Annotated in this window: 14 protein-coding genes and 1 tRNA gene; 5 read left to right on the top strand and 10 right to left on the bottom strand. The window is 58.8% G+C overall.

All coding sequences use genetic code 11. The features are described 5' to 3' along the window. Nucleotides 1–5: 5 nt before the first annotated feature. The 6 genes from ACYVM5_RS14975 to ACYVM5_RS15000 all read right to left on the bottom strand — a co-directional run bounded on the left by ACYVM5_RS14975 (nucleotide 6) and on the right by ACYVM5_RS15000 (nucleotide 4,939). Nucleotides 6–785, bottom strand: a complete 780-nt coding sequence (locus ACYVM5_RS14975) for an MbnP family protein (RefSeq protein WP_460618918.1) — start codon at nucleotides 783–785, stop codon at nucleotides 6–8. A gap of 133 nt (nucleotides 786–918) precedes the next feature. Continuing rightward, complete coding sequence (locus ACYVM5_RS14980) at nucleotides 919–1,296, bottom strand: hypothetical protein (protein ID WP_460618919.1); 378 nt, start codon at nucleotides 1,294–1,296, stop codon at nucleotides 919–921. Nucleotides 1,297–1,488: 192 nt separating this feature from the next. Then, entirely contained in the window at nucleotides 1,489–2,217 is a 729-nt protein-coding gene (locus ACYVM5_RS14985) for a TIGR04283 family arsenosugar biosynthesis glycosyltransferase (protein ID WP_460618920.1), read from the bottom strand. A gap of 9 nt (nucleotides 2,218–2,226) precedes the next feature. Further along, nucleotides 2,227–2,865 (bottom strand): hypothetical protein, encoded by a 639-nt coding sequence (locus ACYVM5_RS14990; RefSeq protein ID WP_460618921.1) that lies wholly within the window; start codon nucleotides 2,863–2,865, stop codon nucleotides 2,227–2,229. A gap of 195 nt (nucleotides 2,866–3,060) precedes the next feature. Further along, a complete protein-coding gene (locus ACYVM5_RS14995) occupies nucleotides 3,061–4,293 on the bottom strand; it encodes a site-2 protease family protein (RefSeq protein ID WP_460618922.1) in 1,233 nt (410 codons plus the stop codon). Beyond that, on the bottom strand, nucleotides 4,280–4,939 hold the full coding sequence (locus ACYVM5_RS15000; RefSeq protein ID WP_460618923.1) for an HAD family hydrolase: 660 nt from the start codon (nucleotides 4,937–4,939) through the stop codon (nucleotides 4,280–4,282). The genes ACYVM5_RS14995 and ACYVM5_RS15000 overlap by 14 nt, the downstream gene beginning before the upstream one ends. Before the next feature lie 98 nt (nucleotides 4,940–5,037). Between ACYVM5_RS15000 and ACYVM5_RS15005 the strand changes: the two genes are divergently transcribed. Continuing rightward, nucleotides 5,038–5,111, top strand: a tRNA-Ile gene (locus tag ACYVM5_RS15005). A gap of 204 nt (nucleotides 5,112–5,315) precedes the next feature. Here ACYVM5_RS15005 and ACYVM5_RS15010 read toward each other — a convergent pair. Next, the gene (locus ACYVM5_RS15010) at nucleotides 5,316–6,851 is read right to left on the bottom strand and encodes a hypothetical protein (RefSeq protein WP_460618924.1); all 1,536 of its coding nucleotides are present in this window, start codon (nucleotides 6,849–6,851) and stop codon (nucleotides 5,316–5,318) included. Between the two features lie 369 nt (nucleotides 6,852–7,220). Here ACYVM5_RS15010 and ACYVM5_RS15015 point away from each other — a divergent pair, with 369 nt between their 5' ends. Then, nucleotides 7,221–7,427, top strand: a complete 207-nt coding sequence (locus tag ACYVM5_RS15015; RefSeq protein WP_460618925.1) for a hypothetical protein — start codon at nucleotides 7,221–7,223, stop codon at nucleotides 7,425–7,427. Nucleotides 7,428–8,567: 1,140 nt separating this feature from the next. Here the strand turns inward: ACYVM5_RS15015 and ACYVM5_RS15020 are convergent. Then, nucleotides 8,568–10,328, bottom strand: coding sequence for an ABC transporter substrate-binding protein (locus ACYVM5_RS15020; protein WP_460618926.1), 1,761 nt, complete (start codon nucleotides 10,326–10,328; stop codon nucleotides 8,568–8,570). A gap of 231 nt (nucleotides 10,329–10,559) precedes the next feature. Between ACYVM5_RS15020 and ACYVM5_RS15025 the strand changes: the two genes are divergently transcribed. Next, nucleotides 10,560–12,092 (top strand): hypothetical protein, encoded by a 1,533-nt coding sequence (locus ACYVM5_RS15025; RefSeq protein ID WP_460618927.1) that lies wholly within the window; start codon nucleotides 10,560–10,562, stop codon nucleotides 12,090–12,092. Nucleotides 12,093–12,310: 218 nt separating this feature from the next. Then, nucleotides 12,311–12,544 (top strand): hypothetical protein, encoded by a 234-nt coding sequence (locus tag ACYVM5_RS15030; RefSeq protein ID WP_460618928.1) that lies wholly within the window; start codon nucleotides 12,311–12,313, stop codon nucleotides 12,542–12,544. A 152-nt stretch (nucleotides 12,545–12,696) separates the two neighbouring features. On the opposite strand, the gene ACYVM5_RS15035 is transcribed toward ACYVM5_RS15030, so the two are convergent. Next, entirely contained in the window at nucleotides 12,697–12,963 is a 267-nt protein-coding gene (locus ACYVM5_RS15035; protein WP_460618929.1) for a hypothetical protein, read from the bottom strand. A gap of 267 nt (nucleotides 12,964–13,230) precedes the next feature. Here ACYVM5_RS15035 and ACYVM5_RS15040 point away from each other — a divergent pair, with 267 nt between their 5' ends. Then, nucleotides 13,231–13,650, top strand: a complete 420-nt coding sequence (locus tag ACYVM5_RS15040; RefSeq protein WP_460618930.1) for a hypothetical protein — start codon at nucleotides 13,231–13,233, stop codon at nucleotides 13,648–13,650. 114 nt (nucleotides 13,651–13,764) lie between these two features. On the opposite strand, the gene ACYVM5_RS15045 is transcribed toward ACYVM5_RS15040, so the two are convergent. Continuing rightward, nucleotides 13,765–15,900 carry a hypothetical protein gene (locus ACYVM5_RS15045; protein WP_460618931.1) on the bottom strand — a complete coding sequence of 712 codons (2,136 nt, stop codon included), beginning with the start codon at nucleotides 15,898–15,900 and terminating at the stop codon, nucleotides 13,765–13,767. Between the last annotated feature and the right edge of the window lie 7 nt (nucleotides 15,901–15,907).

Consider the following 15,907-nt stretch of genomic DNA (forward strand, 5'->3'; position numbering starts at 1 on the left):
CCGGGTTAGTTGGCGTGAATGTGCTCGACGGAGAACATGCCGGCCGCGTAGTTATCGGCCATCATCACGGCGTTGGGGCCCGCCGACATAATCTCAATCATCGAACCAGTGCCACCGAAGCGAATGGTGTTCGGCCCGCTGAACATCTTCTGCAGGTCTTGATTCAGGTGAATTTCGGGCTCGTGACCTGCCCGCACCAGCAAAGTAGTGCCAGCCGGGAAGGCCGGCGAAACCGTGCGGACGGCATTGTACGGCTTCTGGAATCCCCCGACGTGGAAGGTAAGGGCCGTGGTGCGGGACTGCGGCGAGGAGCCTTCCAGCTTAGTGAAAATATAACCCGAATTCCAGGTCCAGAACATCTTGTTATTGGGGTCGAGCGCGCCCTTCTGGGCCCCCGAAACGTTGTGCAGGCTGTCAACCCCGATGGTGAAGGTCAGGCCCTTGTAGTCGCCTTCTGGTACGCCGGTGAGCGTGATGTGCTGGTTGTCGGGCTTGGCGGCGTCCAGCAGGTAGTAGCTGTCGGGCACAGCGTAGGTCGAGCCGTCGGTTTTGGTGAAGACGATGTTGGAGATGTACTGCCGGAAGGTACTGACCGTGAACTGGTCGCCGGCCAGGGTATTGTAGGTTTTAGTGTCCAGCACCAGCGGGTCGGCCCCCACAGTCTGCTCAAATTCGAGAGAAACCGTGGGCGGCTCGGCCACTACCACGTCTTTTTTGCAGCCCGCGAGGGCAAGCATGGCGAGGGCGAACGTGCAGGAAAGGGCGGAAATAGAAAAGCGTTTCATTGGAAAAGCGGGGAAGGGGAAATCAACAACTGATTGAAAAACAGCGCGTGCGCGCACAGTTGGCTCGCCGAAAGTTCGGCAGAGCCAGCAAATTGGCCGGCCTCCTGCTCCGCAGAAAGCCCGAAAGCCACAATCAGGCGGATAGGAGGGGCGGGCGGAATACGCCCCGGCCGGGCACGGCCGTGTAATGCACCATTGCCGGGCGGGCGTAGGGCCGGACGGCGGCTGGCCAGCGCTGCGGTTGGGGCAGCAGCAAGGCGGCCATCGGCAGCACCTCGTACTTCACCTTGGCCAGCAGGTCGGGGGCTTTTTTGTCGCCGCCCTCGGCTTTGCGCAGTTGCTGGGCCAGGTGGCATTTGCCGTTGCAGTGCAGCATTGGCCGGGCCTTGTTCACGCAGTATAGCTCCGTGATGCGGGCCTTATTCAGCTGATAATCCACGACCAGCACCTCCTGCCCCAACGTTTGGAGCAGCATAAGTGCGACGAGGAAAAAAGCCAGAATGCGGTGCATAATGCGGAAGCTACTAGGGCAAAGATAGGCCAGTCGGCCATGATTTGTGCCATCCCTGACGGCAGAAACGGCAGTGGGGGCAATGCTGGATTGCAGCGGAGGGGGCGAAAGTCGTCCGCAAATGTTCGTTGCTGGGTTACTCGGGCTCGAATGGCCAACCGTTGCTTTGCGCGGCCGGTTCCAGCGCCGGGGCTACAGTTTGTCCTGCCGGATGATGGCCCGGTATATCCGCAGCAAGGTGGGCTGGCCCACGCCCAGATAGTACAGCCCCGTGAGCAAATAAAAAGCCGCCTGAAGCCGGAAAACACCATTTGCGCGGTACTTGCGGGCCGAGGTGATGATGGGGCCGGGCAACACCCGCAGCCGCGTAAGTCGCCGGAGCCGCCGCGTAATTTCCTGGTCTTCTAATATGAGCAAGTCCTCGCGATAGCCGCCGGCCTGCTCAAAAACTGTCCGCTGCACAAACAGGCTCTGGTCGCCAAAGCGCGCCAGGGCCACATCGAAGCGCGTGAACCAGGCGTGCGCCCGCAAAAACCAGTGTGGCATATCAAATGCCAGCCGGAAGCAGCCACAACCATAGCCCGCCGCCACCGCACGCCGGATATCGGCCAGAAAGCCCTCCGGCGGCAACGAATCGGCGTGCAGAAAATACAGAATGCTGCCCGTGGCCTGCCGCGCTCCGTGGTTGAGCTGGGCGGCGCGGCCCTTGCGCGGGCAGGCCACCACGCGCGCCCCGGCCTGCCGGGCCAGCGCGGCGGTGGCATCGGTGCCGGGGCTGTCGGCCACAATGATTTCCACGGCCGCATCGGTGGCCGCGCCCGCCTGGCGTAGGTGGTGTAGCAGCGCCGCAATGCCTTCCGCCTCGTTGTAAGTGGGGATGACAATGCTCACCAGCGCGGCAGCAAGGGCGGGGCGCGGCATGGCGGCCGGTTAGTTCAGGTAGGGTGATTCCAGCTCCTGGCCCATGCTGCGGAGCGTAGCGGCCCCGCGCCGGCCGGTGAGGCGGGTGCTCAGGGCCTGGGCTTCGGGGGCGCTCAGGACTTCCAGTTCGTGCAGCCAGGCCACGCGGCGCAGCTGCGGCTCGATGAAGCCCAGCGGATTTACCTGGCCGTATTCGTCGCGCAGGTAGGTTTTGGTGCGGCGCTCCAGCTCCGTCACCAGCGCCCGGAACTGCTTGCGCTGCCAGGGCCGACCGGCCAGCGTGACGGCCAAATGCGCCGTGCGCAGCCGGAACGTGCACCACTGCTGCTCGAAGCGCAGCCAGCTGGCCAGCGCATTCAACCCAAAAACCAGCCACCACGAATACAGCGCTATGTCGGCGTGCCCGGTGGCCAGCCACTCACGCCACGGGCCGTAGCCCAGAAACGCCAGCAGCAGCCCCGTGAGCAGCAGCTGGTTGGTGGGAATATGGCGATGCTCGCCGGATTTAATAGGCAGAATTTCTTCGTAGGGCACCTCGGTTTCGAGGGTGGGCACGCCCTGAGGGTTGCGCTTGCACACGTAGAGGCTTTCGGCCCGCAATTCAAGGTGCGTAGTACCCAAAAAAAGCTGTTTTTGGCTAAAAATCATTCAGGAGAGACGTGGGGATTGGTAGAAGGGAGGAGATAAGGGCAAAGGGAGCGGTGAAGTTGTTTGTCATCCTGAGCACAGCGAAGGACCTTATCGCCGAGGAACAGTTCGCAGTAATTCAAGCAGCTCCGTCATGAAAAGGTCCTTCGCTACGCTCAGGATGATAAACGCCTGCTGAAAACGCCTGTATTCGCCTTACCCAAACGGACTCGGCGTAAAGCAAAGCACAAAAATAACCACCATCAGCCAGCCCAGCAGTTGCCGGCCGGGGCTGAGGGCGCGCTCATCGGGAGCCGGCGGGTGGTAGATGCCCGTGAACCGCCCCAGCAGCAGCCCAAACACCAGCCAGCCCGGGTTGCCCACCACGCCCGGCAGCAGCGCGGCCCCCGCCAGCTGCGCCGCCCAGATGCCCGCCGCCAGCAGCAGCCCCTGGCGCGGCCGGGGCAATACCCGCCAGAATATAAGCGCCAGATACCCCGCGTACACCGGCCCGCCATAGAGCCAGGTCTGCCAGTCGTCGTGCAATGAAAACAACCCCAGCCCGGCATAGAAAATGAAGCCTGTGAACAGCACCGGCACCATGCGGTTGAAGCGCCGCGGCCCCAGCAGCCCGTACAGGATGTGCCCACCGTCGAGCTGGCCCATCGGCAGCAGGTTTAGTGCCGTAAAAAACAAGCTGAGCGACCCGGCCAGTAGCACGGGGTAGTGCATCAGCTCCAGCGGGTGGGGTAGGCGGGTAGGGTTAGCAAAGGTTTTTTCCAGAAACTGATAGAGCAGCGGGCGCGCCAAGGTCAGGCCGTTTGCCAACTCCGTGGCCCCATAAACGTGCTGCGGATAACCGGCTCCATACTGAGCGTAGTCTGGGTGAATGGCATACAGGTACTCCAGCGGCGGCAGGTGCGTGAAGCCGTAAATCAGCAGCGGCACCGCCACCAGGAAGCCCGCCAGCGGCCCGGCCAGCCCGATATCAAAAAACTCGCGCCGCGAAAAAATCCGCTCCCGAATGCGAATGATGGCCCCGAACGTGCCCAGCCCCATCGGAAACGGGATGTAATAGGGCAGCGAGCTCCGCACCCGGTTGTAGCGCGCCGTGAAATAATGCCCGAACTCGTGCACTGTGAGCACCCCCAGAAACGGCAGCGCAAACCACAGCCCGCGCTGCACTTCCGCCCATAAGGCCGGCCCGCGCAACAGAAATACATCAAGCGGCAGAAAATCGACCGCGCCGCGCGTGAGCTGAATGCCAGCCAGCGTGGTCGTAACAAGCGTTATCAGAAACAGCCCAATGTGCAGCGCCGCGGTGCGCCCCGGCGATGGTTCCGGCCGCTCGAACCGCCGGAACAGTGCCCGGGCCCGCGCCAGGCGGGTGGGCGCATCCGTAGCCACATCGGCTGGAAAGCCCGCGAAATCAGGTTCAGGAATGGGCAACGGGGTATTCTCGGGGAAAGGCACGGAGGGCTTCGGGCAGGGCAGTGGTGAGGGTGAGCGGCGGGGCCAGGTGCAGCACGCGCAGCCCCAGGCGGCGGGCCGTGGCGATGTGCTGCGGGCTGTCTTCGATGAACAACACGTCTTCGGGCCGCCAGTTCATTTCGCGCAGCGCGTGATGGAATATTTCCTCGCCCGGCTTGCGCAGGCCCACTTCCTGCGAGTAGAACACGCGGTCGAGCACGTCGGCAATGCCGTTTTTGAAGCCGTATTTGGTGGCGAGGCGCTGGTTGATTTCGGCAATGTGCAGCGAGTTGGTGTTGCTGAGCAGGGCTGTTTGGTAGCCCTGCCGGCGCAGCTCGCCAATGAGGGCCAGGCGCTCGGTGGGCACGTCGAGCAGCATGGCGTGCCAGGCGGCGTCCAATTCGGCATCGGTGGCGTCGAGGTCATAGGCCGCCCGCAGCCCGGCCCGAAACTCGGCGGGGGAGAGGTGGCCGGTTTCGAACCGGTCGAATAGCTCGGCCTGGCTGGCCTGCGAAAACTGGATGGTGCTGCCGGCACGGCTCAGCCGGCGCATAGCCGTGGGGGTGGCATCGTAATCAATGTCAATGATGACGCCGCCAAAATCGAACAATAAGTGGGGAAGCATAGGCTGGCTTGTTTTTCCGTCCGCGAAGGTCGTACTTTTGCACCGTTGGAGGGCCGGAAACGGCAGGGTTGAGGTGAAAGATGACTGCCTCCAGCACCGGGCCTATAGCTCAATCGGTTAGAGCAACTGACTCATAATCAGTAGGTCACTGGTTCGATTCCAGTTGGGCCCACGAAAAAAATCCCCTTTACTATAACGTAAAGGGGATTTTTTGTGACCCGACAGCAAATAACACATCTGAATATGTGGAAAAAGCCGTTCGAGGCATTGTAGTCGCTGCAGAAAAGATTCGTTTTAAACCGTACGGCTAAACTAGTTCACCTTGCCGCCATTCCTCGACCGCCTCAGAGGCGCGCCCGAATCCGAACCGGATAGGCTATGGGCGGTCCTGAGTTCCGAATGCCACCGGCACTGGAAATTGCTCGCGTAGCATTTCCAGGATGAGCGCCCACAGGTGCTCGTAAGGGATGATTTCAATTTCGGCGTAAGCCTCGCCGGGAGGGTTGGTGTTTTGCAGCTGTTGCAAAACGGCCTTGCCGCCTTCGGCTGCCTTCTTTGAATTGAATCCATTGTCCACCATGATGCGCAGCAGGCGCAGGAACAGTTTACTGCGTATCATGCCGCTGCCAGCCATGTGCCGCTGTTGATACTTGCGCAGGCGCTCCAGGCGCACCATGATTTCTTCGAAATTACGCTCACGCATGTAAACGAGCATTTGAAGAACCAGAATGGCAACGTTCAGTCCACTCTTGTCGCGGCTGAACTCAGGCAGCATAAGCGCCCACCGGGCCATTTGCACCCGCCGGGCAGGACCCACCCGCTGCACGGGGTGCACGAAGTCGCTGTAAGCCTTGTACAAATCCCAGCGTTCCAACGCTGCCGGGCGCTGCTTGGAGAAGGCCGGGTTTTTCATGACCGTCGTGAACAGCTGCTGCGCGTATTCGTAGTTCTGGGCGTGCAGGGCCAGCAGCACGTGGTTTTCTTGAAAAAACAGCCAGTTACTGGAGGACGGATGGAAGTCCGACATCGCCAGCTGCGCCAACTTTAATCCCTTAATAGGCTGGCGGCTGCGCAAGTGTGCAAAAACGGTCATGAAATGGTTGTAGCGTTTATCAAACCGCCGCTCGTTGAGCTTGCCATCGCGCAGTTGCTTGGTAGCCAGCGCAGTCAGGCGGATAATCTCCGCGTAGTTTCCCTGCAGTTCGTGGGTGGCCAGGCGCAGTCGGTATAGGTAGTTATAGGTATTGAATGTTTTGGCCCGCCTGTGCAGCGCTTCCAGCTTCTCCAGGTGCGCCGGCAGCAGGGGCAGCACAGCCCGCCGGCTGCTTACCGTCCTGGCCAGGGCTAGTTGCGTCTGGGCGTGCAGGCGCTCGGCCTCGTCTTCCAAGGACTGGGTGTGCTGAGCCTGCTGGAGCAACTTATCCATTTTCTCAAACAAGTGAGCCTTGCGCATCTGCGCGTAAAGCGTGCTCAGCATCCTAGCGCACTGCACAACGTATTGCGTGAATTCTCCTTTTTGGGCCATGCCCAGGCAGCGCTTCAGCAGCTGCTCGGTCAGCACGTATTCGCCCTCGGCAAAGAGAATGCTGATTTTATGCAGCAAGTCAAGGCATTCGCTCTGGTACCGACGCGAGACCAAGTGGCGCGAGTCGGAGTGGTCAAGGAAGAAAAGATGATTGAGCAGTTTGCCGCGTACCCGCGACTGTAGCTTCTGCAAGGCCCGGATATTGGGCGTTGAGGCCTTGCCGTATAAAGCCTTAACCAACTGGTTCTGGGTAGCGTCGGGTGCATCAAGCAGTGATTGCACCAACTGGTATTCCTTGGTTTTGTGCTCGCCATTTAGGTCAAGCACCGGCACTGAATGCAGGGCCCGCGATGTCACAATTCGCGCAAGATTGGAAATATCGTTCATGTAAAAACAGCTCTAGAATGCTATAGACAGCATATTCAACCCTTGTTAGCAACAAAAACCAGTGTCTAAAAAAGGGGGGATGTTTCCTTTTTTCATTTATGGGTGCTATTCAACTTTGCATCGTGATTACACAGCCAAAATCTGGCTTATATGTCGCAAATAGACAATATTTTGTAGAAACGCGGAAAAAAAATATTGGCATACTTGATGTATTTGGGGTTACACTAATTTATTTCTTAAGAATATTAAAGAATTACTTGTATTATTTATTGTCTGATTTACACTAAGAGTGTCCTTTTTTGGTCTTGGGGGGTATCCTAATTTTGTTGTGTTCTTAGTTAATACACAAATACTTACACTTCATCGACCATGCTCGACTTCTTCGCAATCGCCCTGTTTCAGCTAGCCACCGTATTAGGTTACGCTCCAACGAATCAACCGAATGCCAACGAATCGATTTGCGCCCAAACTGAGGCCGATGGAACCGTGGGTAGTGGCGGCTGGGGCAACGATGTAACCTGCAACGATACGACTGTCGGCAGCGGCGGCTGGGGCAACGACATTATCGGCAAATAATTGAAGCTGCTGCCCCTTGGCCGCACGGTGTATGCCGAAACCAGCAGAATAACAGTCCGCGCTGTGACCACCATGTTTGTGGCCAGCACAGGCAGGAGTAGCGCTACGTCCGTGACGAAGAGCAGACCTCCGCGGTGCCTGAGCGCCCAGAGAGGCCGGATGGCCCAGAAGATGGGGCAGAAGCCCGCCATATCGGCTAGCGGCGTGCTATCATTACGGCCGGCAGTGGGAAGCAAATAGTTGCTGCCTAGCAATTTCCATAGAAAGTTTTACTGAGTTGGAAAGCTCACACTCAGTAGAAGCGGCATTCGTCGTTCAGTTAAATGCACTAGGCGAGTAAATATGCCTATCGGTCTAATGCAGCTGGTGTTAATTATCACCGCTTTATTACCTTTGACCCATAAGTACCCCGCACGGGCTGGAAATGTGGAAAGGAAGGACCTTCTCGTGCCGCACAGTTTAGCTGAACAGGTGGGGTAGACACCTCTAGGCTAAGCCTGCTACTTAGAAGGCCGTTGCAGAAATGCAGCGGCCTTTTTTGTGTGTAGGCATATTGCCTTGCCAGGATGTCTGTACTTGCGTTCAAAAGAAAGGCCCAACGCATGCGTTGGGCCTTTCTTTTGAAAATTATGAGCTGCCTTGTTAGTTAAACGGGTAGCGTCAAACTGGGCTGGGTAGGGCCTTTGTTTACAACGCGGCTCAACGGGCTGAAATGCGGAAAGGGTGATTTTGCTATTATATCAAATACTGAGCACCTGATTGGTTTATACAGGTCCGGATAATGTTTTGGCACACAGCAATCTGCTGCAATATACGGGCACGTTTTCACCACAAAAATACTCTTACAGGTAAGCTATGTAAAAGGAATATATTTACCACGATGTTATTATGAATATTTTCGATAAAGTTATTGCAAAAATATGATTTTATTAATCAAACGATTGATTATCATTGTGTTAAATAAAAATAATGTTCATAGAATGCGCATTTAATTGGTTATTTGTGACATTTCAGATTGGGATACACTATTCTATTCTAGTGGGAAAGCACGGGACTCAGCTTGGTAGCCGGTGAACAAGCATAAAAGGGCCTGGCTACTGTGCAGTAACCAGGCCTTTTTATGTATTGCCGCTTAAACTGCTATTTGGCCGGTGCCACGTGGTAAATGGTCGAGGCCACATAACCCGGCTTTAGGCTCATGACATTTACTCCTGCTACGGCTTTGCTGGCAATGACGCGGTTGGCGACGAAGTACAACGGCACCAGCGGCATCTGTTGCTGCATCAGGGTCTGAAACCGGCGCAGCAGCAAGTCGCGCTCGGCTGATGATTCGGCGGCGGCTATTTTCAACATCAACTGGTCTGCGGTCGGCGAAGCAAAGCGAGTCAGGTTGCTTTCGCCGATAGCCGGGGTACCGAGTATGGGCAAAAAGTTGAACAGGAACGGGTTGCCCTTGATGCTCTGCACATACATATCGAAGTCGCCGGTTTGCAGCAGCCCGCGCAACACGCCGGACTCGGTGGAGGCCAGGGTGACAGGTATGCCCAGGGATTTCGCCGCGCTGGCAAATTGCAGGGCTACGAGTTCGTAATTGGTATCCCCAGCCCGGTAGCGCAGCTGCAGGCTTAGCTGCTGGGCGGGGCTTTTCCCCGGCTGCCGACGCCACCCGGACGGCCCACGGCGCCACCCGGCCTTCATTAGTAGTTCGGCGGCCGCGCTCGGACTGTAAGGCAGCAGTGTTAGGCTGTCGTTGTATTTGCCTTTCTCCTGCGGGCTGATGATGCCTACGGTGCGGAAGCCTTTGCCCAGTTGGCTGGCCTGGCGCAGTTGTTCCGCATCGAAAAGCCGACTCAGGGCCTGCCGCGTGGCCGCGTCATGCAGGGCCGGCCGACTGGTGTTGAAACCAGCCGTCATTACTTCGTAGGTTGGCGAGGTGTAAAAAGCCAGTTTTTGCTGCGCCGTCGCTGAGTTTTTCAGGCGCTCAAATACCCGGGCCGGCACGTTGGGAAAGACGTCAAGCTGCCCGCTACGCAACGCCAGCGCGGCCGAGGATTCTTCCGGGATGATGACGTACTCCAGCTGTGAGGCCTTGGCTTGAAACAAGATGGAACTGCCCGCTTTGTCTCCCCACCAATTCTTCTTGCGCGTGAAAACTGCCTGCCGGTCCCGGTTCCATTCCTTGAGCGAATAGGGGCCGCACCCGCCCAACTGCTGCGGGTGCTGGGCCGGGCCGGCGGTCGTGTAGCGTGCGGCTATCAGCTGCTGAACCTGGGCTAACTCCGGGCGCCGACTGGCGCTGGCCCGGCCTTGGAATTCGGCCAATGAATATTTTCTCATGCGCCCTTCCGGGTCGAGGGCGGCCTCCTGGAGTACGGGAAAATCTCCCGATGCCTGCACGTAATCCGGGGCTTTGCCTTTACATACGAGCGTGAACCGGCGCGCGTCGCTCGGGTCCAATTTGATATCCCGAATGAAAGCTTCCTGTAGCTGAAACCCTTCGTTGGGCACGCCCTTGCAAAAAATGAGCTTGAGGGTGAACGCAACGTCGGCGGCTGTGATGGGCTTGCCCGAATCCCACGCGGCCGCTGGCTTCAGGCGATAAGAAAGCAGGGTCAGCGAATCGCCGTTGTAGGTTACGATGGGCAGGGCTTCGGCCAGAAACGGCTCGTACCTTCTGGTTTCGGGGTTGACGGCCAACAGGCCGCCGGTCAGCAAGCCCTGCGCCTCGACGGCGTTCTGGTTGGGCTGCATAAATGGGTCGAATGATTCCGGGTCTCTGGCCCAGCGAATGCGAACGGGGGCATCAACTGCTTGGGGCTTCGAGGGCGAAGAACAGCTACTGGTGACTGCGGCCGATACGGCCAATGAAGCGAACAGCAGGAGGCGAGGCGTGTGAGCCATGCGGACGGATTGAGAGTACCAGAATGGTGGAAATCCCGTTGCTTATCGCAAACCAGGCATTTCCGGACAACCGGGCGATTTCCGGTTGCCCGGTAAAGGTAGGATAAAGCAGCCCTTGCGACCGCGGAGCTTTAATTTCACTTTTCGGGCCCGTATATGTTACCCGTGTATTCACTGATTGAGCGGGAGTCCCCATTGCTCTTTTCTCCGGCCTATCGGCTACGCTAGCAAATGAAAGATTCTCGCAATCTGGCCCGCATCATCATCAATCGCCGGCAGGGGCAAGTGCCGCTGCTTGACTTTGAGGCCGGCGAAAAGGTCAAAGAAAACCGGTTGGTATCGGCATTGGTCGAAGGGAAAGAGACTACCCGAAACCAGTTGATTCGCACGCTCTACGACCAGCCGTCGGCGAAGAATGATAACGCTTTTCGCCAGCTGCACTCCCGCGTTTTTGGCAAGCTGCTCAACCACCTCTACTTTCTCGACCATTCAGACCCCCGCTTTTCAGTTTCCCGTCGGTATCAGCTCGAATGCCTCGACCTGCTGCACAAGGGGCTGATTCTCTACCAGGAAGGAGCTTCTGCTTTATCGGCCCGGCTGTGCGCCAGCTGCATGGCCAAGGCCATGAAGGATGGCTTTACGGCCTATGCGATTGAGGCCGCGCAACAGCTGCGCACCATCTACGCCGAAATGCAGGAGGTGAAGAAGTTTCGGGCCGTAGTGAAGGACCTGGAGCGCTTGCAAGGGCTCCGGCGGCTGGAGGAGCAAGCCGAAGCGATATACGCCGAAGTGCGGTTGGCGCGCACCGGCCCGGTGGCGCGGTTGTCAACCCTGCTCGCCGCGCTAAAACTCCACCTCGAACAGATGCGGCAGTTGCACATCGAGGCCCAGACTCCCGCCACGGCCGACCTCTACTACCGGATGCAAATGATTTATCTGGAGCAATCCGGCGACTACCAGGGCATCATCGAACTGACCTTGGAAGCAGAGCGCCAGTTGGCCCGCGGGCAATTCAATGCGCACCGGTTTGATGTCCGCTTTAACCTATTCATGAGAATGTATGCTTACCTGCTGACCCAGCAACCAGAAATGGGGCTGGAGGTGGCCAGTGAAGCCGAAAAGCATTTCCATCCAACGGCGGTGAACTGGATGTATTTTGAGGAGCACCGCCTCCTGCTGGCTTTGCACGCCGGCCAATTTGACCTGGCCCGGCGGGTGGTGCAGCGGGCCCATCTCAACCCGGTTTTTGAACGTCAAAACAAGCGGGCGCAGCAGCGCTGGGAATTGTTCGGCGCTTACCTGGACTTCGTGCGTCCTCCCAGCAAGCCCAGTGCTACCCGCCGCCGGGAGTTAGGCAAGCTTGCTTTGATGATGCCGGAGTACAGCCGCGATAAATGCGGGCTCAACGTTGCCATTCTGATTGGTCAGGTGCTCTACTTCCTGCAGGAGCAGGATGCCGAAGCGGTGGTGCTCCGAGTGGAGTCGCTGCGCAAATACCGGCTGCGCCACCTGCGCGAACCGACCAATCAACGCACCCGCTTGTTTCTGCGCTTGCTTCAGCTCATCTCCGACGAGCAGTTTGACCCCGTCCGGTGCGCGGAGCGCGCCGGGCCATTTCTGCAGCAGTTGGCCAATACCCCACCGCCGGGGGAGGCCTTTGCGGAAGTCGAAATAATTCCCTACCCTTTGCTTTGGGGTATCATTTTGGAGCACCTGCGCACCTCCCCACCGGTGCTCAAGCTTGTGCCCGACGCCACGGCGTAGAGCGGATAGCGGGCGCTGCAGTCGCCGAAGACGCGCGCCACGATGCCGGCCGACCAGGACAGCTATGTGCTGCCTCAGTTACTTCGGAGCGCATCTTTGAACGATGTTCTGACCCTGTCTGGCTTAGCTACCTGCCGGCAGGGTTGTACGTGGGCCGTAGCTTCAGATTCGGCACAGATTGGCCGGGTAGGTTTGCGGGTATTTCCGCTTCGCTGCTCATGGCCCAGGTACCTGCTTTTTTCCGTCACATTGCCCACGTCACCGGCCTGATGGCCCTGGCCCCCGAGCCCGAGCGTTACCCGTTTCATGACAACGATGCCTGCCCCATTGGCCAGGAAGTGAAAGCCAGCGGCAACTGGCAATACTACGAGCCCCGAAGCCGGGAGGAAACCCGGCCCCGCTGCGTGAGCTGTGTCGCCCTCAGCCGCCACGAGCGTCTGCCGGGTACCTGATGGTGGACGCCCTGCTTGGGTAGTAGCGCGCTGGGGGATTCCGGTTGACCCACAAAAAAGCCCCATTGCAATAACGCAGTGGGGCTTTTTTATGATTTAGCTTGGTAACAGGCGGAGACTGGTGCGCTGTCTTTCTATGCTGATAATATGTTCTAATTGAGCCACATGCGCTCAAAAAATTCGAAGCGGTGCGGGGCGAAGGCGTTGAAGTACGGCGCTTCGCCCTCGAAGCCCAATACGTGAACCAGGTCCAGGCCCTCGGTGCGGCTCTCTACCACGCGCACGGCGTAGGCCTGGCCCTGCACGGGCCAGTCGCCTACGTGGTTGGCCGGCCGGTTGCTGGCATCTACACAAATGGCGTAATCCAGAAACGGGGCCGCCGAAGTAGCTTCGGCAAAAGTGTGGTTAGCTATTTCCATAAAATAAAGGTATAGAAAAAGCCCAACCAAATGGGCTTCGCTTTCGTGCAATTTCTCCGGGTTTTTTGGTGGAAAGCCCTGAAAGTTGGGCTGCCCGGACTGCAAACCACGAAACCAGACGGCCCGCCAGAATAGCCTGAGACTGGCCCTGGCTTTCCTGTGCCTGGTACCCGCTTGTGGCGTCCGGCTGTGCGCGCAAATGGAGGAAGGCCTTGAATCAGGGCTTTGGGGAAGGGCGTTGTAATTAAGATTACCTTTGCAGTCCTTATGAATCCTGGTAATCTTCGCATCCACTTTCGAAACGCTGCCGGTCAATTGCTGGAACAACCGGTCGGCAAATACATCATCATCGAGTACAACTCCGGCCCGCGTCATTTTGCCGACCTGCAAACGCTGCTCGGCCACGCCAAGCAGGTGCTGGCGCTTCGCAACTGGCACAAGGTCATCGGCGACCACCGGCGCATGACGCCCTTCACGCCCGAAGAATCCAACTGGGTAACCGAGTGCTGGCTGAGCATGCCCAGCACGCGCATGCACGACTTCTCCGGGGCCGTGCTGCTGCCCGCCGAGGTGTTGGCCCGCCTCCCCACCGACCAGGTCACCGGCGAAGCCACAGCCAGGGCCCTGACGTACCGCCTGTTTGCGGAGGAAGCCGAAGCGGCGAGTTGGCTAGCGCAGCTGCCGTAGCGAGGTAGGCAGACGCAATTGGTGCTCCGGGTAATTGACAGAGTATCAGCGAAATTATTTGCTATGCGAATTTCTGCAGGGCTCCAATCAATGATAAATGGATAAGCCCTGACGCTACGGCATTTTTTGCAGGCCTTCCCAGCGCACTTTCCAGGTTTTGGGGATGCCGGGGTTGGCCTCTTTGCAGCCGTCGTAGCCAGCGCACATGAGGGCCACGGCCGCGAGCAGGCCGCCGTTGCCGGGCAGGTAGAGGGGCAGGCGGCCTTCCTGGTAATTGTGGCCATTGGGGAGGTAAGTATTGGTCTGCACCTTCATCAGGAGGGCGTCTACGGCCTTTTCGGGCAGGCCGAGGCGGGTGGCCGTCATCGAAGTCATGGGGAAATCCCAGCCCCAAGTTTTGTCCCAACTCCAGTCTTTCCAGATGAGGTCGAAGGTGCGGCGCATGGTGGCGGCGTCCTGCTGGCCGGTGGCAGGCATCATGCCCAGCGCGGCCAGCACGGAGGGGTGGTCGGTTTTGTATTCGGGATTGGTGTAGGAATCGGGGGCGCTTTCGGCGGCCAGGTACACGCCGTTGGCTTCGGGCAGTTTGGCGAGCTTGGCCAGCACGTCGTCCCACTGCGGGTTGCGGGGCTGGCCCTGGCGCTCGCGCCATTTCTGGGCAGTTTGCAAGGCCCAATGCCAGTACACCAGCTCGAACGTGGGGTTGAAGGTGTCCTCGGCCTTGAACCGTTCCTGGGCCGGAATCACGCCCTTGCCGAGGATGTAGCGGCCTTTGTCCTTCTCAAAAAAAGGATAGGAGGCGATAAAATCGGCCGTTTGCTGCACCCGCTCCTGGTATAGTTTCAGCGTGGCGGCGTTGGGGTGGGCGCGGTAGGCTTCTTCGGCGAAATAAATAGTGTGGGGTTGCTGCCAGAGCAGAAACGCGCCCACGGACGACGGGCCTTCGGCGCCCCATGGGTCGGTCATTTTCTGCCAGCGCCAGCCGGCGTAGCCCTGGCGCTGGGCAATGGCGCGGGCCTCGGCCTGCACATCGGGCCGGGCATACCAGGTGAGGCTCTTTTCCAGGATTTCGGGGCGGCCCCAGAGGGCGAAATGGGCCGCGTGCCACCAGTGCATTTCGAGGTGGGGGCGGCCGTACCAGCTGTTGAGCAGCAGGCCGGTTTCCTGCGGCGGCTGCGAGCCGGCGTTGTGAATGCGGGTGAGGTACTGCGAGAGCACGATGCGGCGCTCCAACTCGGCGGCGCGCGGGTCGGCGGTGCCGCTGAAGTCGACGGCCCCGCCGCTGCGCCAGAAGGCCTGCCACTGCTGGCGGCTATCGGTGCGGGTGGCGGCGAAGGTGGACCCGGCAGCCGTGGACTGGCGGGGAGAAAACCGGCAGCTAAGCTCCAGCACGATGCTTTGGCGGCCGGGTGTGAGGATGAATTCGTGCGGCCGGCCGGGGGCCAGCGTGGCCGTTTGGGCCCAGCTTAAAGCCGCGAAATATTTGGTGGTGTCAAGCTGGTGAGAAAGTAGGGCGTGCCCTGTCGCTTGCGTGGCAATGGCCGATTTATGGTCGGCCTCGTGCGAATAATCGGTGCCCATATCGGCCCAGCCGGCAGTGGGGTAGGGGAAGCGCAAAGCCACTTTCAGCCGCCCGGCTTTCAGCAACTCCGAGGTGACTTTGGCGGCCACAGCATCCTGCGTCTGGTGGCCGACCGTGACCACATCCACCGCCGTGCCTTCTACGGTGAAATGGCTTTGGATTTCGCCCGTCCACGGGTTCAGCTCCTGGTGAATGCTTTTGATATCCTGGATTTTGGCCGGTTGGCCGTCTTTTTTCAGGATGATGAAGCCCAGGTTGCCCAGCTGCAGACGGTGTGGGTTGGCGCGGAGGTAGTCCACGGCGTCTTTGTTGCCGGGCGTTTTCACCTGCACCGAGTAGCTCACGGCGCGGCCGTTGAACTGGTAGTCGCGCAGGCTTTGGGCAAATTTGTAGCCCTGCGTGTTGGGAAACCGGTGCCAACCCCATTCCGATTCGGTGCCGAGCGGAATGCCCTTCTCATAGTGCAGGGGGAAGGTTTGTAGGCCCGTGATGTCAGTGGTGAAGGCGAACCGGCCGTTGCCGACGGACAGCGAATTGAGCGAATCGGTGTTAGTGATTACCACTTTGTGGCGCTCCACGAGGGCCTGCCGGTTGATGGGCTGGGCAGCCAGCAAGAAGCTGCTAGCTGCTAATGAGATAGTGAGCAAAAATTTGGAAGTCAGTTTCATAAGGTTG

Source organism: Hymenobacter ruber (assembly GCF_054783255.1).